A 20,475-nucleotide genomic window follows, 5' to 3' on the forward strand; every position below is an offset into this window, starting at 1 on the left:
CGCACCGCGCCGGTTCGGCGAGTTCAGACCGCGCGGTTGAGGTAGCGGGCGACGCCCTTGAAGGTCTCGGCGCCGGGCCGACCGTCGATCGGGCCGGCGTAGCCGTTCTTCTGCGCCAGCAGTTGGAGTCGCTCGTTGAAGACGCGGCCGGGGATGCCGTCGATGTCGGTGTTGGTCTTCGCTTGTCCCGGAAGATCGAGGGCGTTGAGGAATCGCGCGAACCCCCGGTGCGTGTTGCGGCCCGGGTCGCCGTCGATCGGTCCGGTGTAGCCGAATCGCGAGGCCACGACCTGGTACCGCTTCCAGTAGTTCAGCCCCGGGACGCCGTCGTCCTCGGTGCTGGTGCGGGGGATGCCCGCTCCGCGCAGCGGCGACGCCGCCATCGCCGCGACTCCCGCGACCGCCGGCGTCGCGAACAGGTCGGCGACCGAGAGGTCGGTGTGGTTGCCGTCGAGGGCGAACCCGGCGCAGTTCGAGTTGCTGGAGAACTGGTGCACATGTGCGGTCGGGATCGACCCCTGCAGGTCGGGGATGTGGTCGGGCCGATGGCCGGTCGGCCCGTCTCCGTATGCCGCCCACCAGAATCGGACACCGAGATCGGCCACCGCGCCCCACGGGGTGTGACCGCGATAGTCGGATGCTCCGGCGTAATGCCACAGGCGATTCCAGGCGATGCCCGTCAGCGCCTGGACGCGCGCGAGGAACCGGACCGCATCTCCTTGGTTCCAGAACGTGCCGTTGCGATCGAGGCGCTCGTTGTCCAGGGCGAGCACGTCGTGCGATGCGTCGAACCCGTGCAGGTGTTGCACGAAGTAGTCCGCCTGGGATTCGGGCCCCAGCACACCGCCGACGAGCCAGTAGTGTCCGCGCGGAAGGCCGGCCGCCATCGCCCCCTCGATCTGCGCCTGGTAGAAGGGCGCCACGTAGAGCTCGCCGGTGTTGAACCCGCCGGCCTTCACGATCACGAACTCCGCGCCGTCGTCGCGCGCCCTGCGGAGGTCGATCTCCCGTTGGGATGTGCCCACATCGATGCCGTACGTCATGGTGACCGCCTCCTCGAGGGTCGTACCGACGCTGACGAGGGCAACGTACGCCCGTCGGGCGTCCGCGGCCAGGGGGGCAGCACTGAGATCGGCGTCGCGTTGCGCGTCGGGGGCGGTGTGCGTATCATCGGGTGAGCGATATGTGAATGTGACGTTCGATTATCGAACAGCAAGGATGCATCGAACCGCTCGAATCGCGAAGCCAAGCCACAACGATGTGAAGGAGAACCCGTGCAGTTCCACCACCACGGATACGTCTCGGGCGACCCCCGGGTGCAGCCGGCCGCCGGCGTCGGCATCGACCGCCCCGAGGAGCTCCCCGACGAGGTCGACGTGCTCATCGTCGGCACGGGGCCTGCGGGCATGATCGCGGCGGCGCAGCTCTCGCAGTTCCCGAACGTCGTGACCCGCATCGTCGAGCGTCGGCCCGGCCGCCTCGAGATCGGTCAGGCCGACGGCATCCAGGCGCGCAGCGTCGAGACCTTCCAGGCGTTCGGATTCGCCGAGCGCATCATCGCCGAGGCGTTCCGCATCACCGAGATGGCGTTCTGGAAGCCCGACCACGAGGACCCCACGCGCATCGTGCGGGCTGCGCGCACGATCGACGACGAGACCGGCATCAGCGAGTTCCCGCACCTGCTCGTCAACCAGGCCCGGGTGCTCGACTACTTCGCCGAGTTCGCTGCGAACGCTCCGACCCGCATGCAGCCCGACTACGGCTACGAGTTCGTCGGCCTCGAGATCGCCGGCGACAGCGCGGGCGCCGAGTACCCCGTCGCCGTCACGCTCGCGCGCACCACTGGGGAGCGCGTGGGCGAGCAGCGCGTCGTGCGCGCGAAGTACGTGATGGGCGCCGACGGCGCGCGCAGCAAGGTGCGGGCGGCGATCGGATGCCACATGGCCGGCGACCAGGCCAACCACGCATGGGGCGTCATGGACGTGCTCGCCGTCACCGACTTCCCCGACATCCGCACGAAGTGCTCGATCCAGTCCGAGGCGGGCAACATCCTGCTCATCCCGCGCGAGGGCGGCTACCTGTTCCGCATGTACGTCGACCTCGGCGAGGTCGCGCCCGACGACCACGGCAAGGTGCGCGAGACCTCGATCGAGCAGATCATCGCGAAGGCCAACGACATCCTGCACCCGTACACGCTCGACGTGCGCAACGTCGCGTGGCACAGCGTGTACGAGGTGGGCCACCGCCTCACCGACCGCTTCGACGACGTGCTCGCGGATGCCGCGGGCTCGCGCACCCCGCGGGTGTTCATCGCCGGCGACGCGTGCCACACGCACAGCGCGAAGGCCGGCCAGGGCATGAACGTGTCGATGCAGGACGGGTGGAACCTCGGCTGGAAGCTCGGCCACGTGCTCGAGGGGCGCAGCCCCGAGAGCCTGCTCGCCACGTACTCCGCCGAGCGGCAGGTGGTGGCGCAGAACCTCATCGACTTCGACAAGCAGTGGTCGACGCTCATGGCCAAGAAGCCCGAGGAGTTCGAGAGCCCCTCGGAGCTCGAGGACTTCTACGTGCGCACCGCCGAGTTCCCCGCCGGGTTCATGACCCAGTACGCGCCGTCGCTCATCGTCGGCGAGGCCGCGCACCAGGAGCTCGCGACCGGGTTCCCGATCGGCAAGCGCTTCAAGTCCGCGGTCGTCACCCGGGTGTGCGACGCGAACGACGTGCACCTCGGCCACCACGCGACGGCCGACGGCCGCTGGCGCATCTACGTGTTCGCCGACGCGGCGCGCGCGGGCGCGGCATCCGCCGTGACCGACCTCGCGGAGTGGATCGCGAACGCGCCCGACTCGCCCCTCGCGGCGACGCCCGCCGGCGCGGATCCCGACGCATGGTTCGACGTCAAGGTGGTCTACCAGCAGCCGCACACCGAGGTCGACCTCGGCGCCGTGCCCGCGGTCTTCAAGCCCCGGGTCGGTCCGTTCGAGCTCATCGACCTCGAGAAGGTCTTCGCGACCGACCCCGAGCAGGACGTCTTCGAGCTGCGCGGCATCGACCGCGGCGGCGCCGTGGTGGTGGTGCGCCCCGACCAGTACGTCGCGAACGTGCTGCCGCTCACGGCGACGGCCGAGCTCGCGGCGTTCTTCGCCCCGATCCTGGGTGCGAACCTGCCCGTGACGGCCTGACCACGACACGGCGACGGCGACGGATGCCGCGTGGCATCCGTCGCCCTCAGCCGCCGATCGTCGTGCCTGTCTCGCCGGCCCGTCCGCGTCGGCGGATGACGGCGCGAGCGAGCAGTCCCGCGGCAGCCACCACGACCGCGACGACGATGGGGGGCAGCGCGAGCTCGGGCAGGAAGAGCGCCATGCGGGTGACCTGCACGGCGTAGTCGACCATGTCGGCGGGCGAGCTCGCGAGCACGCGGCTTCCGGCGGCGTTCGAGACCCCCGTGATGACCGCGGGCGCGGCCCAGAGCAGGAGGAGGCTCGCGAGCGCGGCGATGACGCGACCGACGGTGTCGACGCCGCACCACGCGATCGCCACGCCGACGAGGATCGCCGGGACCCACCGGGTCCACCCGAACAGCGCGGTGACCCACTCGGCCGGGATCGTGCCGAACGGCACGATCAGGCCGTTGAGCCACGGACCGACGGCGATCGCGGCGACGGCGAGCCCGAGGAGCGCGCCCGCTCGGCGTGCCGTCGCGATGAGCCAGAACGCCAGCGTGCCGACGAGGATCGCCAGCACCACGACGGCGAGCACGGCGCTGAGGTACAGGGTCGACTCGCCGCGGTCCTCGAGCCCGGCTCGCACGACCGTCGTGGTCTGCGCGGCCGCGATCACCTGCGTCGCGAGGAGCCCGGCGAAGATCGCGGTCACGCCGCCGCCGGGCAGGCGCGGGCGCGTCGCGCGGGCGGCGAGGCCGGCGGTGGCAGCGCCGATGATGAGGAGCGCAGCGATGAGCATGAGCGCGTACTGGCTGAACGGCAGCAGCACGACCGGCATGCGGTCGGGCAGGGTCTCGGTGGCCCACAGGTTCTGCAGCGGCAGCCGCATGCCCGTGACGAGCCAAGGCAGCAGGCCGAGGATCGCGCCGGCGACGCCGATGAGCGGCGGGATCCAGGGGCTCAGCCGGCGCGGCGCACCGGCGTGGGGTCCGACCTCGGCGGGGTGGTCGGCGGCTGCGGTTCGGTCGGTTCGGTCGTCGTGCTCGGACTGGTCGGTAGGGATCGACATCCCGGCACCCTATCGGCCGGGCTCCGTCGCACCCGCGCGATCCGGCCCGCGGCGTGGCATCCGCTCGCCCCTCAGCCGCCGAGCGCGCTGCGGATCGACCGCGATGCGGTCGCGAGCCGCTCGGCGATCTCGGCGTCGGAGCGCGTGCTCGAGACGTAGACGACCGCGAGGGCGGCGGGCTGCCCGTTCGGCAGCTTGAGCGGCACCGCCGTGGACCGCAGCCCCGGGATGACCTCGTCGTGGCTGATCGCGTAGCCGCGGGCGCGCACCTCGTCGAGCTCGGCGCGGTGCGGGGCATCGACGTCGGCGGGCCAGACGTGCTGGGGGAGCGACGCGAGGATGACCTTGCCCGGTGCGCCGAGGCCGATGGAATGGCGCGTGCCGGGTCGTTGCGCGACCGACGCGATCGCGTGCCGCGGCTCGACGCTCGTGAGCGTGACGATCTCGTCGGCGTCGAGCACCGCGAGGAAGCACGTCATGGCCAGTTCGTTCGCCGCGCTCGTGAGCTCGGGCAGCGCCTCGGCCTGCACGTCGTGGGCGACCCCCGCGGCGAGCGCCGCGAGGCGCGCGCCGAGGATGATGCGCCCGCCGGGGTCGCGCACCGTGAGGCGGTGGTGCTCGAGGGTGCGCAGCAGGCGGTACGCGACCGAGCGGTGCACGCCCAGGCGCTGGGCGAGCTCGTCGATCGTGAGCGGCTCGCGCGCGTCGGCGAGGATCTCGAGGATGCGGATGCCGCGCGAGAGCGTCTGCGACTGCGGTGCGGCGGTGGTCGTGTCGGTGCCGGCTGCTCCGGCATCTGCGGCGGCCATGGGTCCTCTTCGGTGGTCGGCGGCGCGTGCCCGCACGCGATCGCCCACGAGGTGAACGATGTGTTCGACTATAGAACATCACCGTCTGCGGCACGCGCCGCCGCGGCAGCCCGCTCGACCCACTTCGGGATCTCGCCGTAGCGCTGGAACGGCACCACACGCCCCGCGGCGCTGTCGTCGATGACCTGTTGCAGCCGCCGTTCCCGTGTGGCCTCCTGCTTGGCGGTGAGCACCCAGTGCACGACCTGGCGGCGGTAGCTCGGGGTGGCCAGCTCCCAGAAGGCGGATGCCGCGGCATCCGCTGCGAGCCGTGCCGCCGCCTCGGGCGGCAGCTCCTTGGGCGGGTTCTCGTGCGAGTACACGCCCGACCGGTCGTCGCGTCGCCGCTCGAACGCGGCGAGGCCCGCCTCGCGCATGCGCCCCTCGGCAGTGAGCTGCTCGACGAGCGCGATGTTCACGCTCGACCAGTTGCTCGAGGGCTTGCGCGGCGTCCAGCGCTGGCGCACGGCATCGTCGTCGATGCGCTGGGCGACCGAGTCGATCCAGCCGAAGCACAGCGCCTCGGGCACCGCCGTCTCCCACGTGAGCGCGCGGTCGGGCACGTGCTTCTTGTAGAGGCCCATCCACAGCTCCGTCGCCGTGGCGTGGTTGGCCTCGAGCCACGCGCGGAACTCCTCGGGCCCCGAGAAGAAGAGGGCGGGCCGCTCGGGCGTGCCGCCCGGAGTGCCGATCTGCGCGGTCATGCGTCGAGTCTGCCAGCCGCCACCGACGGCGGCATCCGCCCGGCTCGTCTGCCGCCCGCGGGGGTCGCGCCGACGGCGGTGCGACGTAGCATGGCAGTGTCACGCCCATCGTCCGGCGGGAGGCGCCATGGTCCAGGTTCGCGTCCTCGGGGTTGCCCTCGACGCTGCGGGGCAGCACATCATCCTGCTGAAACCCATCGGCGAGGAGCCGAGCGTGGGCCGGGTGCTGCCGATCTGGATCGGCGAGCAGGAGGCCACCTCGATTCTCATCGCCCTCGGCGGCGACCACGCGCCGAGGCCGCTCACGCACGACCTCATGAAGACGCTGCTCGACACCGTGGGCGCCGAGGTCGAGCGCATCGAGGTGACCCGCATCGACGACGGCACGTTCTACGCCGAGATCAGCCTCGCCACCCCCTCCGGCCCGACGGTGCTCGACGCGCGCCCGTCGGACTCGGTCGCCCTCGCGGTGCGCACCGAGGCGCCGCTCTTCGTCGCCGACGACGTGCTCGACGAGGCCGGCATCCCCGCCGAGATGGTCGAACCGCACCCGGAATCCGAGGAGGAAGCGCTCGACGAGTTCAAGAAGTTCCTCGAGGAAGTGGATCCCGAGGACTTCCAGGGCTGAAGTGCCCACTCGCCTCGTCCGGTCGGCTGCGAGACTGGGCGCATGGCCGAGATGAAGCGCAGCGGGATCGCGGTGGGCTCGTGATCTGGGTGTGGACGGCAGCCGGACTCGTCATCATCGCGATCGGCCTCAACGAGGTCTTCCACTCGGTGCTCCACCCCACCGGGCGCGGTCGCCTTACGCACCTCGTCGCGAACACGACCTGGCGCCTGTCGTCGGCGGCGGGCCGGCGGGGCCGCTCTGTGGCGGGACCTCTCGCGACGGTCGCCGCCGTCACGCTGTGGGCGGCGCTGCAGGTGGTGGGCTGGGCGCTCGTGTACCTGCCGCACGTGCCGTCGGGATTCGGCTACGCGTCGGAGGTGCATCCCGAGCAACATCCGCCGATCGTCGAGGCCTTCTACTTCTCGGTCGTCAGCATGTCGACGCTGGGCCTCGGCGACGTGTACCCGATCGAGCCGTGGCTGCGGGTCGTCGCCCCACTGCAGGCGCTCACGGGATTCGCGCTGCTCACCGCCGCGGTCGCCTGGTTCATCGAGCTCTATCCCGCGCTCGGCCGACGTCGCGCCCTCGCGTTGCGGCTCGCCCTGATGGACCGGGCCGACGTGGCGCAGCACCTTCCGGAGATGGATCCGCAGACGGCCAGCGCCATGCTCGACTCCATCGGCGTCGACGTCGTCGAGGCGCGGGTCGACCTGTCGCAGAACGCCGAGTCGTACTACTTCACCGAGGACGACCCCGCCACCTCCCTCGCGGCGCAGCTCCCGTACGGCCTGCGCCTTGCGAGGATCGCCCGGCGTTCGCCCGATCGCACCGTGCGCAACAGCGGCCACATGCTCGAGGCGGGCATCGACGACTTCGCTCGCGTGCTGCGCGATCGGTTCATCCCCGCCGACGACGACACCGATGCGACCCTGCAGGAGTACGCGCGGCAGCACCGGCAGGCTTCGTCGCCGCCCCGCACCGCGGAGTCGGAGTCGCCGGCGGAGTGAGCGCGCGGCGCGCGCGGATGCCTCGACATCCGCCGACGCCGCGGCATCCGCCCGCCACGCGGCATCCGCCCGCCACGCGGCATCCGCTGACCATGCTGCATGAGATGGCCTGGCCGGGGGCTCGCGGTGGCCGGGTTGGGGGCGGAGGGCGCCATGAGAACAGGAAGGCCAGCTGCCCCACGCGGCGCGTCTTCCTGTTTTCGAGGCGCGGTCGGCGTGTCGTCCTGTTCTGGTGACGGCAGTATCGGAGCTGCGATGGGGAGAGGCCTGCTTGGCGCGGGGGCGCGGGTGCCGGGCTGAGCGCCGCAAGCGTCACGAGAACAGGTAGGCCCGCCTGCCCACGCGGCGCGTCTTCCTGTTTTCGAGGCGCGGTCGGCGTGTCGTCCTGTTCTGGTGACGGGGGCGGCCGCGTCATCGACAGCAGGTCGAGCGCGCTGTCGAGCCCGCTGAACAATACGACCGGATGCAGCGCGCGGCCCGCCCGACCGGGAGAATGGGCGGCATGACCGCCGCGATCCCCGCCCTGACCGAGATGCCGTCGCCGCAGTACGTGATGTCGGCCGACGGGCGACGCATCGCCACCTACACGTGGGGCGACGAGGACGCGCCGACCGTGCTGTGCGTGCACGGGTTCGCGTCGAGCTGCCGCGACAACTGGGTCATGACAGGGTGGGTGCGCGACCTCACGCGCGCGGGATTCCGCGTGCTCGGCGTCGACCAGCGCGGCCACGGCGCGAGCGACAAGCCGCACGAGGCATCCGCCTTCGGCATGGACGCGCTCGTCGACGACCTCGTGACCGTGCTCGACACGTACCTGCTCGACACCGTGCACTACGCCGGGTACTCGCTCGGCGCGCGCGTGGGCTGGCAGGTCGCGGTGCAGGTGCCCGACCGCATCGACCGGGCGGTGCTCGGCGGCATCCCCGACGGCCGGCCGCTCGCCCGGCTGCAGATCGAGCAGGCCCGCGCGTACGCGGAGCACGGCACTCCGGTCGAGGACAAGGTCACGTGGAACTACTGCACGCTCGCCGAGCGGGTGCCCGGCAACGACCTGCGGGCGCTCGTCGCGCTCGCCGAGGGCATGCGGCTCGGCGATTCCGACCCCGATCCGGCCAACCCGCCGCTGCAGCCGATCCTCTTCGCCACCGGCAGCGAGGACGCCATCCTCGAGCGGTCGAAGTTGCTGGCGGATGCCACGCCGAACGGCACGTTCGTCGAGCTGCCCGATCGGCACCACTTCAACGCGCCGGGGTCGCGCGTGTTCCGCCAGGCGGCGGTGGAGTTCTTCGGCGCCGTCTAGCCGGCGAGCGCCGCGTCGAGGCTCTCGCGCACGATGCCGAGGCCGCGCCGGAGCTCGTCGTCGGTGATCGTGAGGGCCGGCAGGAACTTGAGCACCTCGTCGAAGGCGCCGGAGGTCTCGATCACGAGGCCGCGCGCGAAGGCGGCCTTCGAGATGCGCCCGGCGAGCCCGCGGTCGCGGTCGCAGGCGAGGCCGTACATGAGGCCGCGCCCGCGCACGACGAAGCCGAGGTCGGGGTACTCGGCCGCGATCTGCTCGAGCTCGCCGCGCAGCAGTTCGGACTTGGCGGCGATCGCGTCGGTGAACGCCGAGTCGGCCCAGTACGTCTCGAGGGCGACACGGGCCGAGGCGAAGGCGAGGTTGTTGCCGCGGAACGTGCCGGTGTGCGCTCCCGGCTTCCACACGTCGACCTCGGGGCGCAGCAGCACGAGCGACATGGGCAGGCCGGAGCCGGAGATCGACTTCGACACCGTCACGATGTCGGGCACGATGCCGGCGGCCTCGAACGCGAAGAACCAGCCGGTGCGGCCGACGCCGGCCTGGATCTCGTCGAGGATGAGCAGGATGCCGCGGGCGGCCGTGAGCTCGCGCAGTCGCTGCAGCCACGGCACGCTGGCGACGTTGATGCCGCCCTCGCCCTGCACGGCCTCGACGATCACGGCGGCGGGCAGGTCGAGTCCCGATCCCGGGTCGTCGAGCATCTTCTCGAACAGGTCGAGCGTGTCGACGTCCGGCCCGAGGTAGCCGTCGTAGGGGAGACGCGCGATGTCGTCGAGGCCGACGCCCGCCGCGGCGCGGTAGTGGCTGTTGCCCGTCGCGGCGAGCGCGCCGAGGCTCAGCCCGTGGAAGCCGTTGGTGAAGGCCACGACGTTCGACCGGCCCGTGGCCTGTCGGGCGACCTTGAGCGCCGCCTCGACCGCGTTGGCCCCGGTCGGGCCCGTGAACTGGAGCTTGTGGTCGAGCCCCCGCGGTTCGAGCACGAACCGCTCGAACGCCTCGATGAACGCCTTCTTGGCCGAGGTGGCCATATCGAGGCCGTGCAGGATGCCGCCGCGCTCGAGGTACTCGACGAGCGCGCGAACGAGCACGGGGTTGTTGTGCCCGTAGTTGAGCACGCCCGCGCCGGCGAAGAAGTCGAGGTACTCGCGGCCGTCGGCGTCGATGAGGGTCGACCCGACCGCACGGTCGAAGACCGTCGGGAAGGCGCGGATGTACCCGCGCACCTCGGACTCGCGGCGGTCGAAGACGTCCAGGGCTGCGGGGTCGCTCATGGCAGGCGGGCTCCTCATCGGATCGGGTGGGGTCCTTCGAGCGTACGTGGTCGCGGCGGCGAATGCGCTGGGGGCGGAGGGGCAGGCGGCGCAACCCCTCGCTTCCGGTGCTGCGCCGGGACTACCGTGGAGGCGTGTCCGCACCCGCGACCGACGCACCGGCCGCTCACGCCGACGGCGTGGAGCGCCTGCTCGCGAGCTATCGGGCGGTGCCGCCGTCGGCCCCGGTGCGGCTCGCCAAGCGCACCTCGAACCTGTTCCGCACGCGCGCGAAGGCCGAGGCGCCCGGCCTCGACACGTCGGGCCTCACGGGCGTCATCTCGGTCGACCCCGATGCGCGCACCGCCGACGTCGCCGGGATGTGCACCTACGAGGACCTCGTCGCGGCGACGCTGCCGCACGGCCTGGCGCCACTCGTGGTGCCGCAGCTGAAGACCATCACGCTCGGCGGCGCGGTCACCGGGCTGGGCATCGAGTCCACCTCGTTCCGGAACGGGCTGCCGCACGAGTCGGTGCTCGAGATGGACATCCTCACGGGCGCCGGCGAGGCGGTCACCGCGTCGCGCAGCGAGCACGCCGACCTGTTCCGCGCCTTCCCCAACTCGTACGGCACGCTCGGCTACGCGGTGCGCCTGCGCATCGAGCTCGAGCCGGTGCAGCCCGTCGTCGCGCTCACGCACCTGCGGTTCCACACGCTCCGCGAGCTGGTGGCGACGATGGACGGCATCGTCGAGACCGGCGCACTCGACGGAGTTCCCGTCGACTACCTCGACGGCGTGGTGTTCAGCGCCGACGAGAGCTACCTCTGCGTGGGCGTGCAGACCGCGGCATCCGGCCCGGTCAGCGACTACACCCGCCAGCGGATCTACTACCGCTCGATCCAGCACGACGACGGCGCGACCCACGACCGGCTCACGATCCACGATTACCTCTGGCGGTGGGATGCCGACTGGTTCTGGTGCTCGGCGGCGTTCGGGGCGCAGCATCCGGTCGTTCGCCGGCTCTGGCCGCGGCGCTACCGCAACAGCGCGGCCTACTGGAAGCTGATGAAGCTCGAACGCCGGTTCGACATCGGGGATCGCCTCGAGCAGCTCAAGCGCCGCCCGCCGCGCGAACGCGTCGTGCAGGACATCGAGGTGCCGGTCGAGCGGTGCGCCGAGTTCGTCGACTGGTTCCTCGCGAACGTGCCGATCGAGCCGATCTGGCTGTGCCCGCTGCGGTTGCGCGACGACGAGGGCTGGCCGCTCTACCCCCTGCGCCCGAACCGCACGTACGTCAACGTCGGCTTCTGGTCGACGGTGCCGGTCGGTGCGACCGAAGGGGCGACGAACCGGCGGATCGAGCGGAAGGTGAGCGAGCTCGACGGGCACAAGTCGCTCTACTCCGACGCCTACTACGAGCCCGACGAGTTCGACGAGCTCTACGGCGGCACGACGTATCGGGCGGTGAAGCGGCGGTACGACCCCGATGCGCGACTCCTCGACCTCTACGCGAAGGCGGTGCAACGACGATGACCTCGTTCAAGGAAGGCGCGCCCGAGACGGCGAAGCAGGCCGCGACGGCGGCGGCGCCGGTGGCGACGGCGGCGGTGCCGGATGCCACGGCGCGGGCGAACGCCGCCGGCAGGCTCAACCTCGCCGAGATCCTGGAGATCTTCGCCGGCGGCAGGCTCCCGCTGCGATTCACCGCCTACGACGGGAGCTCGGCCGGACCACCCGACGCGCCGCTCGGGCTGGAACTGAAGTCGCCCCGCGGCACGACCTACCTCGCCACGGGCCGCGGCGATCTCGGGCTCGGCCGCGCCTACATCGCCGGCGACCTCGAGGTCCACGGCGTGCATCCCGGCGACCCGTACGAGCTGCTCAAGGCGCTCACCGAGAGCCTCGAGTTCAAGCTGCCCTCGCCGAAGGTCATGGTCGAGGTGCTCCGTTCGATCGGACTCGAGCACCTGCGGCCGATCGCGCCGCCGCCGGAGGAGGCCCCGCCGCGGTGGCGACGGGTGGCTGCGGGGCTCCGGCACAGCAAGTCCCGCGACGCCGAGGCGATCCACCACCACTACGACGTGTCGAACACCTTCTACGAGTGGGTGCTCGGGCCGTCGATGACCTACACCTGCGCGTGCTACCCGCGCCCCGACGCATCCCTCGACGAAGCGCAGGAGAACAAGTACCGGCTCGTGTTCGAGAAGCTGCGCCTGAAGCGGGGCGACCAGCTGCTCGACGTCGGATGCGGCTGGGGCGGCATGGTGCGCTACGCCGCCCGGCACGGGGTGCGGGCCATCGGCGTGACGCTGTCGCGCGAACAGTCGACGTGGGCGCAGCAGGCGATCGTCGACGAGGGCCTGGCCGACCTCGCCGAGGTGCGCTACGGCGACTATCGCGACATCACCGAGTCGGGCTTCGACGCGGTGTCGTCGATCGGGCTGCTCGAGCACATCGGCGTGCGCAACTACGCCTCGTACTTCACGTTCCTGCAGTCCCGGCTGCGGCCCGGCGGGCTCCTGCTCAACCACTGCATCACCCGACCGGACAACAAGCACGAAGCGTCGACCCGCGGCTTCATCGACCGCTACGTCTTCCCCGACGGCGAGATCACCGGCTCGGGCCGCATCATCACGGAGGCGCAGGACGTGGGCCTCGAGGTGCTGCACGAGGAGAACCTGCGCCTGCACTACGCGATGACGCTGCGCGACTGGTGCGCCAACCTCGTCGCGCACTGGGACGAGGCGGTCGCCGAGGTCGGCCTGCCGACCGCGAAGATCTGGGGCCTCTACATGGCCGGGTCGCGGCTCGCGTTCGAGACGAACGGCATCCAGCTGCACCAGGTGCTCGCGGTGCGGCCCGACGACCGCGGCGGCAACGGCGACCTGCCGTTGCGGCCGTGGTGGACGCCGTAGCCCCGAGGAACCTCGAACCTGCTTCGACCGAGGAGGCGCGATGAACATCGTGATGGAGAAGCTGATCGGGGCCATGAACGCCCACGACCTCGATGGGATGCTGGCGCTCTTCCATCCCGACTACGACAGCCGGCAGCCCGCCCACCCGGGGCGAGCGTTCGTGGGCAGCTCGCAGGTTCGGGCCAACTGGGCGGCGATGTTCGCCGGGGTGCCCGACCTGCGGGTCGAGGTGCACCGGTCGGTGGAGGACGGGGACACCACGTGGTGCGAATGGTCGTGGACCGGGGCGCGCGTCGACGGGCGCCCGTTCGAGGTGCACGGGGTGGCGTTGTTCCGGATCCGGGACGGCCTCATCGTCGCCGGAACGCTGTACGTGGAGGACGTCGAGGCTGAGGAGGCCGGGATCGAGCAGGCCGTGCAGGGGCTGTCGGGGGAGCGTCCGGAGTCGGCGTGAGCGCGGGCCGGTCTGGCGGTCCCCGGCAGGCGGGGGAGTCGCGCGGGAGCTAGCCCAGCGACTCGATCATGCTGTCGGCCTCTTCCTGGTGCGCCTCGAGCACCGTGGAGCTGGGCGCGTCGTAGATGACGAACGCCCGGTTGCCCGTCTCGGTGTCGAACAGCTCGGTGTACGTGCCGACCTTGGGCCCCTCGCACGTGGTGCTGTCGGCCGGACACTCGAACGTCACGCTCAGCACCTGGTCGAAGGTGTCGCCCTGCCATGCCGACGGCGAGCCTGCCGGGGCGACCGTGGCGCCCGTCCTGCCCCAGAGCTGGATGTCGGCGGCGAGCGCCTCCTCGATCGTCGCCGGCGGGGCGGCGCTCACCGTGACGTCGAGTCCCGCGTAGTCGACGAGGTCGTCGCTGTAGAGCAGCACGTAGTCGTCGCCCTGTGCGAAGGCCGACCAGTTCTCGGCCGGGGTGATCGTGACTCCCATTCCCACGGCGACGGGGCCCTCGGGAATGAGCGAGTCGGTCGGCTGGGTGCCGCCGGCATCGGACGGCGTCGTGGGCCGGGTGAGCAGCACGCCGGCCGTGACCGCTCCCGCGACCAGCAGGAGCAGGAGGACCCCGCCGGCGATGAGCGCGCACGGGAGTCCGGGCCGGAGCCTGCGGGCAGTCGGGGCGGCGGCGACGATGGGAGCCGGCACGGCCGGCATGGGCGCGGACTGCGGCACCGGCGGCAGCGGTGGGGGTGGCGGTTGTGCGCCGACCGGCTGCGGCGGAGGCGGCGGAGGTCGGAGCGGCCCGGCGGCGCTCGCCGCCGCGGCATCCGAGGGTTCGGGCGCGCTCGCCGCCGCGGCATCCGAGGGTCCGGGCGCGCTCGCCGCCGCGGCATCCGAGGGTTCGGGCGCGCTCGCCGGCGCGGCATCCGTCGCCCCCTGCCGCCGCGCCGCCACCGGCGCGGTCGCGAGGATGTCGCGGACCACCGTCGCCAGCTGCGCGACGTGCGACTCGATGGGCGGCGTGACCGCGTCGAGCCAGTGCTCGGTCGACAGGTAGTACGACATCGCGCCCGTCAGCTCCGTCGCGTCGACGCGGAAGGGCACGACGATGACGTTGTTCGCGACCGCGGCCCCCACCTCGCGCACGACGTGGTGCGACCGGTTCGACGTGTCGGAGACCACGACCACCATCACCCGGCTCGACTCGATCGCACGCACGATCTCGTCGCCGAAGATCATGCCGGGCATGACGTCTCGGGGTGCGACCCAGCAGCGGATGCCGGTCTCCTCGAGCCCGTGCACGATGGCGTCGGCGATCGGCTTGTCGTCGGTCGAGTAGCTGACGAACACGTCGCGGTCGTGCGGCGGTCGCTGACCCGCGCCCGCCTCCGCCATCACGACCACCCCATCGCGGCGCGCCCGTTCCGCTCGCCTGGTCCGACTCCACCAGTGGCGGTGCGCGTGCATCAGGGTCGGAGGTCCCTCCGGGATCGAAGGCGGCTCGCGCGGTGTGAGAGCGGCTCGCGCGGTGTGAGAGGTTGGCTGGGTGACCCTCGCGACGATCGATTCCGGAACCTCCACCTTCACCCTCCGACGGGCACGGCGAGCGGATGTCGCTGCGCTCGTCGAGCTCATCGCGGCCGACTCGCTGCGCGCCGGCCAGGACAGCGCCGACCCCGAGCACCTCGCCCGATACGAGCGGGCGTTCGAGGCCATCGACGCCGACCCGGCGCACACGCTGGTGGCGCTCGAGGCGCCCGACGCGGCGGTCGTCGGCACGATGCAGCTCACCCTGATCCCCGGGCTGGCGCGCGCCGGGGCGACGCGCCTGCAGGTCGAGGCGGTGCGGGTGGCGGAATCGACGCGCGGGCTCGGCCTCGGCACGGCGATGCTCGAGTGGGCGATCGGGCATGCTCGCGAGCGGGGCGCTGCGCTCGTGCAGCTCACCTCGGACGCGCGTCGCGTGGACGCACGACGGTTCTACGAGCGGCTCGGCTTCGCGGCCTCGCACGTGGGGTTCAAGCTGTTCCTCTGAGCGCTGGAGGCCGCGGGCGCCGGTTCGCAGCAGATCCGCAGCCGTGCACGGGCCGACGCGACGTACGGTCGAGAGATGGGCGATGTGCGTGAGCGGGAGTCGGCCGGCGTCCGCTGGCGACCGGGTCGAAGCGGTCGGCGCGAGCCGCCCGGGTGGACGTTCGCGCTCGCCGAGGGCGAGGACGCCGGATTCTTCGGACCCGGCAGCGCCGTGTGGGCGGTCAACGGGGCGTTGCCCACGCTCGTCGCCGGCATCCGCGCGCTGCTGCTGCAGACGCTGCATCCGGGTGCCATGGCGGGCGTGCACGACCACTCGCGCTACCACGAGGATCCGCTCGGGCGGCTCGACGGCACCGTGCGGTGGGTCGCCACGACGACCTTCGGCGACACGCGGGCGGCCACCGCGGCATCCGCCTTCGTCTCGCGGCTGCACGAACGCGTCACCGGCACCTACGTCGACGCCCGCGGGATCGAACGCGACTACGCGGCGAACGACGAGGAGCTGCTGCGGTGGGTGCACGACGCGTTCACCGAGGCGTTCCTCGGCGCGCACGCACTGTGGGGCGGGCCCATTCCGGGTGGGCCCGACGCCTACGTGCGCGAGTGGGCGCAGGCGGGGCGGCTCATGGGGGTGCCGCACCCGCCCGAGTCGGTCGCCGCGCTGCACGAGGAGATGACCGCGTTCCTGGTCGACGCGAAGCCCGACGATCGGGTCGCCGAGGCCGTGCGCTTCCTGCGACGCCCCGGGCTGCCGGGGCTGACCGGCCGGCTGTACCCGATCCTGTTCGGCGGGGCCGTCGCCTCCCTCGACCCCCGCTACCGCGAACTCCTCGGCCTGCGGCGGCCGTGGTGGCCCGCGGTGACGCTCACGCGGCTGCTGCTGGTGACGGCGAACCGCGTGCTCGGCGGGGTGTCGCCCAGTGAGCGGAACGCGCGGGCCCGCATCGCGCGGCTCGAGCACGGCGCGGTGCGCGCCGAGGAAGCGCGGCACCCGGCTGACGAACAGAGATGAGAACTGCTCATTGACCTTCCCATGAGGACCTGCTAGACCGACAGATGACCCGTTCGGATGTCCCGGAACGGCGAGGTCACCGAACCCCTCATCACCTGCCCCGCCGCCCCGCTTCTGAAGGGGTGCATCGTGAGATCAGTTCGTGCAGTCGTCGCCGTCGTCGCCGTGACGATCACCGCCGTGATGCTGGCGTCGCCGGCCGCATACGGGGCCAAGGACGGGGCGTGGCGGTCGTGGGGCTTCGACGCGTCCAACACCCGGCACAACTCCACGGAATCGACGATCGGCGTCGGCAACGTCAGCCGTCTCGTGCCGAAGTGGCGGCTCGCCACCGCCGGCGACGTGTCGGCCACCCCGGCCGTGGAGGACGGGGTCGTGTACGTGCCCGACTACGCGGGCAACCTGTACGCCGTCGACGCGGCGAACGGGACGATCAAGTGGCAGGCGAGCATCGCCGCGATGACCGGGATCGCAGGCGACTTCGCCCGCTCCACCCCCGCGATCTGGGGCGACGTGCTCGTACTCGGCGACCAGGCGGGCAAGCTGCTCAGCCCGGACGGCTACGTGATGGGCATCGACAAGCGAACCGGCCAATTGCTGTGGCGCACCACGGTCGAGGGCGGATACCCGCTCATGACGCAATCGCCGACGATCGTGAACGGTGTCGCCTACATCGGGGCGGCCTCGTTCGAGGAGGCGCTCGCCCTGTTCGGCTACCCCCTCGACTTCCGTGGCTTCCTGATGGCGGTGGACGTCGCGACCGGCTCGGTGAAGTGGAAGACGTACACGGTGCCGGACGGCTACACCGGCGGGGCGGTCTGGGGCAGCTCCCCGGCCGTGGACGCCAAGCGCGGCTCGGTCTACATCGCGACGGGCAACAACTACTCCGTTCCCGATGCGGTCGTCACGTGCGTCTCGGAGGCGACGGATGACGCCGGCCGGGCCGCCTGCATGGACCCTGCCAACCTCTTCGATTCGATCGTGTCGCTGAACCTGGCCACCGGTGCGGTGAAGTGGAGCACGCGGGCGCTGCCGACGGACTTCTGGAACCTGAACTGCGGCGTCCCCGGCTTCCCGCCGTTCGACCAGCCCAACGCGGACTGCCCGCCCGGTGCCGGGCCCGACCACGACTTCGCCCAGGCCCCAGCGCTCTACAAGGTCCGCGGCGTGGAGTTCCTCGGCGCGGGTCAGAAGAGCGGCACGTACTGGGCGCTCGACCCGGCGACGGGCGCCGTGCGCTGGCAGACCCAGGTGGGACCCGGCGGGTACAACGGCGGCCTCCAATGGGGCTCCGCGATCGACGCCACCCGGATCTACACCGCCGAAGCGAACAGCGATTCGAAGCCCTGGGAGCTGCAGGACGGAAGCACGGTCGAGTACGGCGGCTGGTCGGCCCTCGACCCCGGCACCGGTCGCATCCTCTGGCAGCGTCCGAACCCGGCCGAAGGCATCGCGTCGGGCCCCGTGTCCGTCGCCAACGGCGTGATGTACGCGTGCTCCGCTGACGCCGACGGGCACATGTACGCCCTGAAGACCACCGACGGCACGGTGCTGTGGGACTTCGCCTCGGGCGACCGGTGCTACGCCGGCGCGGCGATCTCCGACGGAACCGTCTACTGGGGCACCGGTTACACCATCGCCGGCTATCCCGACACCGACCCCGACCAGGCGCTCTACGCGTTCGGGCTGCCCTCGAAGCCGGCGCGCTGAGCCGCGGCGGGCCTACGACTCGACCCAGCGCAGCACCCGCAGGGCCCGCAGGGTGTTCCACCGGCTCGGCTCGCCCGCCGGCGCGTCGACCGCGAAGTGCACCTCGCCGTGCCAGGGCGTTCCGGCTGCCCACCGCCCGTCGCCGCCGCGCTGGGCGAGCACGAGGTCGACCGCGTCGGCGATGCGCGGATCGGGCCGTTCGCCGGTGCTGCGGAAGTAGTCGAGCGAGCGCAGCACGTCGTAGAGCCAGTAGGGCGGGAACATGAGGTTCGCGTAGCGGGGCAGCACGATCTGCCCGCTCGAGCGCCGCCGGAACAGGTCGCGCTCGAGCAGGTACTCCTCGCCGCGACGGCGTGCGTCGATCACGGCGGCGCCGGCCCGGGCGTCGCCGACCGCGCGCTCGTACTCGAGCAGCCCCTCGAGCACGCACAGGGTGGTGTCGAAGGAGGAGCGCGTCGACTCGGGCGCATCGCAGTTCCAGCCGCCGTCGTCGAGCTGCTCCGCCAGGAGCCGCTCGACGATGCGATCGCTGCCGGCACCGAGCACGCCGAAGTACGCCCCGAGTGCGAGCACGCCGCCGTTGATGCAGGGTTCGACCTCGCCGTGGAAGTACGGCAGGTCGTTCCAGTGGCGCCAGGTGACGCCGTCGCGCACGCGGGCGACCGCCGAACGCACCTGCGGGGCATCGGGGTCGATGCCGAACCGGCGCAGCAGGTGGAGCGTCCAGGTGACGCTCGTGCGCGCTCCCTGCTCGCCGTACTCGTCGCCGCCCCAGTAGCCGTCGTGGGCCTGCAACGCGAGCAGCCGCGCGCCCCACCCCTCGGCGGCGACCCGCGCCCGTTCGGCCGCGACGGCCTCGCCGGGCCGGTCGAACAGGTCGGCCATGACCTGCCAGCGGATCGACGGATCGGAATCGAGCAACCAGTCGATGACATCCATGTGCCCATGCTCGCGGACGCCGCCGACGGCGGGAAGGGTGTTGACTCGACCCATGGCGTCGTGGACCGAGCACGTGATGTGGTGGCATCTGTACCCGCTGGGGTTCGTCGGCGCCCCGGTGCGTCCGGATGCCGCGGGGCGGACGGATGCCGCGGGGCGGACGGATGCCGCGGGGGCCGGCGGCGACGTCGTGCACCGCCTCGGTCGCATCGAGGCCTGGCTCGACCACGTGATCGAGCTCGGACTCAACGGCATCGCCCTCGGCCCGGTCTTCGCTTCGTCGACGCACGGCTACGACACGATCGACCACTTCCGCATCGACCCGCGGCTCGGCGACGACGCCGACTTCGACCGGCTGGTCGCCGAGGCGCATCGCCGCGGCATCCGCGTCATGCTCGATGGCGTGTTCAATCACGTCGGGCGGGCGCACCCGGCGTTCCGCGCGGTCGAGGCGGACGGGCCGGATGCCGCGACGGCCGGGCTGTTCCGGGCGCGTTGGGAGGGCTGGCGGCCGGGCGATCCCGTCGATGCCGAGGTCTTCGAGGGGCACGAGTCGCTCGTGGCGCTCGACCACTCGTCGCCGGCGGTCGAGGACCTCGTGGTCGCCGTGATGACCCACTGGCTCGATCGCGGCGCCGACGCGTGGCGGCTCGACGCCGCCTACGCGGTGCCGCCGGAGTTCTGGGCGCGCGTGCTGCCGCGGGTGCGTCGCGAGTACCCCGACGCCTGGTTCTCGGGCGAGGTGATCCACGGGGATGCCGCGGCGATCGTGCAGGCGTCGACCGTGGACTCGCTCACGCAGTACGAGCTGTGGCAGGGCATCTGGCACGGCATCGCCGACCGCAACCTCTTCGAGTTGCAGCACGCGCTGCAGCGCCACGACGCGCTGTTGCCGACGTTCGTGCCGTCGACCTTCCTCGGCAACCACGACGTGACCCGCATCGCGTCGGCCATCGGAGCGGAGTTCGTGCCGCACGCGCTCGCGGTGCTGCTCACGGTCGCCGGCGTGCCGTCGGTGTACGCGGGCGACGAGTATGCCTTCACCGGAATCAAGGAGCAGCGGTTCGGCGGCGACGACGCCGTGCGGCCCGAGTTCCCCGCCAGTCCGCCGGCGACGGAGGAGCTGGATGCCGCGGCGCGCGAGGTGCTCGAGGCGCATCACGCCCTGATCGCCCTGCGCCGTCGGATGCCGTGGCTGCACCGGGCGCACGCGGAGGTGGTGGACGTGGCCAACACGTCGATCGCGATCCGGTCGGTGGCCGGCCCGACCGGGGGGACGGCGGGCGACGCGGAGGCAGCGGTGACCGTGCTCAACCTCGGTGTGACCGCGGTGGACCTTCCCGCTGCCGGCGCTCGCTCGGTCGCTGCCGGCCGCGCCGAGCTCCGTGGCGATCGCGTCACGGTCCCTGCCGCCGGCTGGGCGGTGCTCACGGCGTGAGAACGTGCGCCGCGGCATCCGCCGGGCGCA

Annotated in this window: 18 protein-coding genes; 11 read left to right on the plus strand and 7 right to left on the minus strand. The window is 72.0% G+C overall.

Annotation, left to right across the window (positions count from 1 at the left end):
• Positions 1-23: 23 nt before the first annotated feature.
• Positions 24-1,043, minus strand: coding sequence for a glycoside hydrolase family 25 protein (locus tag EDM22_RS00400; protein ID WP_122935056.1), 1,020 nt, complete (start codon positions 1,041-1,043; stop codon positions 24-26).
• A gap of 231 nt (positions 1,044-1,274) precedes the next feature.
• Between EDM22_RS00400 and EDM22_RS00405 the strand changes: the two genes are divergently transcribed.
• Positions 1,275-3,182: an FAD-binding monooxygenase gene (locus EDM22_RS00405; RefSeq protein ID WP_122935057.1), complete on the plus strand. Its 1,908-nt coding sequence runs from the start codon at positions 1,275-1,277 to the stop codon at positions 3,180-3,182.
• A gap of 46 nt (positions 3,183-3,228) precedes the next feature.
• Here the strand turns inward: EDM22_RS00405 and EDM22_RS00410 are convergent, their stop codons facing one another.
• From EDM22_RS00410 to EDM22_RS00420, 3 genes are all read right to left on the minus strand, one after another.
• Positions 3,229-4,236, minus strand: coding sequence for a hypothetical protein (locus EDM22_RS00410; RefSeq protein WP_122935058.1), 1,008 nt, complete (start codon positions 4,234-4,236; stop codon positions 3,229-3,231).
• Between the two features lie 71 nt (positions 4,237-4,307).
• Positions 4,308-5,045 (minus strand): IclR family transcriptional regulator, encoded by a 738-nt coding sequence (locus tag EDM22_RS00415; RefSeq protein ID WP_122935059.1) that lies wholly within the window; start codon positions 5,043-5,045, stop codon positions 4,308-4,310.
• Between the two features lie 68 nt (positions 5,046-5,113).
• Entirely contained in the window at positions 5,114-5,788 is a 675-nt protein-coding gene (locus EDM22_RS00420; protein WP_122935060.1) for a YdeI/OmpD-associated family protein, read from the minus strand.
• Positions 5,789-5,915: 127 nt separating this feature from the next.
• Between EDM22_RS00420 and EDM22_RS00425 the strand changes: the two genes are divergently transcribed.
• The 3 genes from EDM22_RS00425 to EDM22_RS00435 all read left to right on the plus strand — a co-directional run bounded on the left by EDM22_RS00425 (position 5,916) and on the right by EDM22_RS00435 (position 8,705).
• Entirely contained in the window at positions 5,916-6,416 is a 501-nt protein-coding gene (locus EDM22_RS00425) for a bifunctional nuclease family protein (protein WP_122935061.1), read from the plus strand.
• A gap of 80 nt (positions 6,417-6,496) precedes the next feature.
• The gene (locus EDM22_RS00430; protein WP_122935062.1) at positions 6,497-7,405 is read left to right on the plus strand and encodes a potassium channel family protein; all 909 of its coding nucleotides are present in this window, start codon (positions 6,497-6,499) and stop codon (positions 7,403-7,405) included.
• A 502-nt stretch (positions 7,406-7,907) separates the two neighbouring features.
• A complete protein-coding gene (locus tag EDM22_RS00435) occupies positions 7,908-8,705 on the plus strand; it encodes an alpha/beta fold hydrolase (protein WP_122935328.1) in 798 nt (265 codons plus the stop codon).
• Here the strand turns inward: EDM22_RS00435 and ectB are convergent.
• Positions 8,702-9,976 carry a diaminobutyrate--2-oxoglutarate transaminase gene (ectB, locus tag EDM22_RS00440; protein ID WP_122935063.1) on the minus strand — a complete coding sequence of 425 codons (1,275 nt, stop codon included), beginning with the start codon at positions 9,974-9,976 and terminating at the stop codon, positions 8,702-8,704. The two genes, EDM22_RS00435 and ectB, sit on opposite strands and share 4 nt — an antisense overlap.
• A 134-nt stretch (positions 9,977-10,110) precedes the next feature.
• Between ectB and EDM22_RS00445 the strand changes: the two genes are divergently transcribed.
• Genes EDM22_RS00445 through EDM22_RS00455 form a run of 3 tightly spaced genes read left to right on the plus strand, consistent with a single transcriptional unit; the run spans position 10,111 to position 13,326 of the window.
• A complete protein-coding gene (locus EDM22_RS00445) occupies positions 10,111-11,490 on the plus strand; it encodes an FAD-binding oxidoreductase (protein WP_122935064.1) in 1,380 nt (459 codons plus the stop codon).
• Complete coding sequence (locus EDM22_RS00450; RefSeq protein WP_122935065.1) at positions 11,487-12,872, plus strand: class I SAM-dependent methyltransferase; 1,386 nt, start codon at positions 11,487-11,489, stop codon at positions 12,870-12,872. The genes EDM22_RS00445 and EDM22_RS00450 overlap by 4 nt, the downstream gene beginning before the upstream one ends.
• A 40-nt stretch (positions 12,873-12,912) precedes the next feature.
• Entirely contained in the window at positions 12,913-13,326 is a 414-nt protein-coding gene (locus EDM22_RS00455) for a nuclear transport factor 2 family protein (RefSeq protein ID WP_122935066.1), read from the plus strand.
• A gap of 49 nt (positions 13,327-13,375) precedes the next feature.
• On the opposite strand, the gene EDM22_RS00460 is transcribed toward EDM22_RS00455, so the two are convergent.
• On the minus strand, positions 13,376-14,707 hold the full coding sequence (locus EDM22_RS00460) for a toll/interleukin-1 receptor domain-containing protein (RefSeq protein WP_170963944.1): 1,332 nt from the start codon (positions 14,705-14,707) through the stop codon (positions 13,376-13,378).
• A gap of 151 nt (positions 14,708-14,858) precedes the next feature.
• On the opposite strand from EDM22_RS00460, the gene EDM22_RS00465 reads away from it, so the two are divergent.
• The 3 genes from EDM22_RS00465 (at position 14,859) to EDM22_RS00475 (ending at position 18,068) form a co-directional block, all read left to right on the plus strand.
• Positions 14,859-15,347 (plus strand): GNAT family N-acetyltransferase, encoded by a 489-nt coding sequence (locus tag EDM22_RS00465; RefSeq protein ID WP_212591848.1) that lies wholly within the window; start codon positions 14,859-14,861, stop codon positions 15,345-15,347.
• Between the two features lie 75 nt (positions 15,348-15,422).
• Positions 15,423-16,358, plus strand: a complete 936-nt coding sequence (locus EDM22_RS00470; RefSeq protein ID WP_122935068.1) for an oxygenase MpaB family protein — start codon at positions 15,423-15,425, stop codon at positions 16,356-16,358.
• A gap of 129 nt (positions 16,359-16,487) precedes the next feature.
• Complete coding sequence (locus tag EDM22_RS00475; protein WP_245989064.1) at positions 16,488-18,068, plus strand: outer membrane protein assembly factor BamB family protein; 1,581 nt, start codon at positions 16,488-16,490, stop codon at positions 18,066-18,068.
• A 12-nt stretch (positions 18,069-18,080) separates the two neighbouring features.
• Here the strand turns inward: EDM22_RS00475 and EDM22_RS00480 are convergent, their stop codons facing one another.
• Complete coding sequence (locus EDM22_RS00480) at positions 18,081-19,007, minus strand: prenyltransferase/squalene oxidase repeat-containing protein (protein WP_122935331.1); 927 nt, start codon at positions 19,005-19,007, stop codon at positions 18,081-18,083.
• 52 nt (positions 19,008-19,059) lie between these two features.
• Here EDM22_RS00480 and EDM22_RS00485 point away from each other — a divergent pair, with 52 nt between their 5' ends.
• Complete coding sequence (locus EDM22_RS00485) at positions 19,060-20,445, plus strand: alpha-amylase family protein (protein WP_122935069.1); 1,386 nt, start codon at positions 19,060-19,062, stop codon at positions 20,443-20,445.
• Positions 20,446-20,475: the final 30 nt, after the last annotated feature.

It is taken from the genome of Agromyces tardus, assembly GCF_003710805.1.
GTDB lineage: Bacteria > Actinomycetota > Actinomycetes > Actinomycetales > Microbacteriaceae > Agromyces > Agromyces tardus.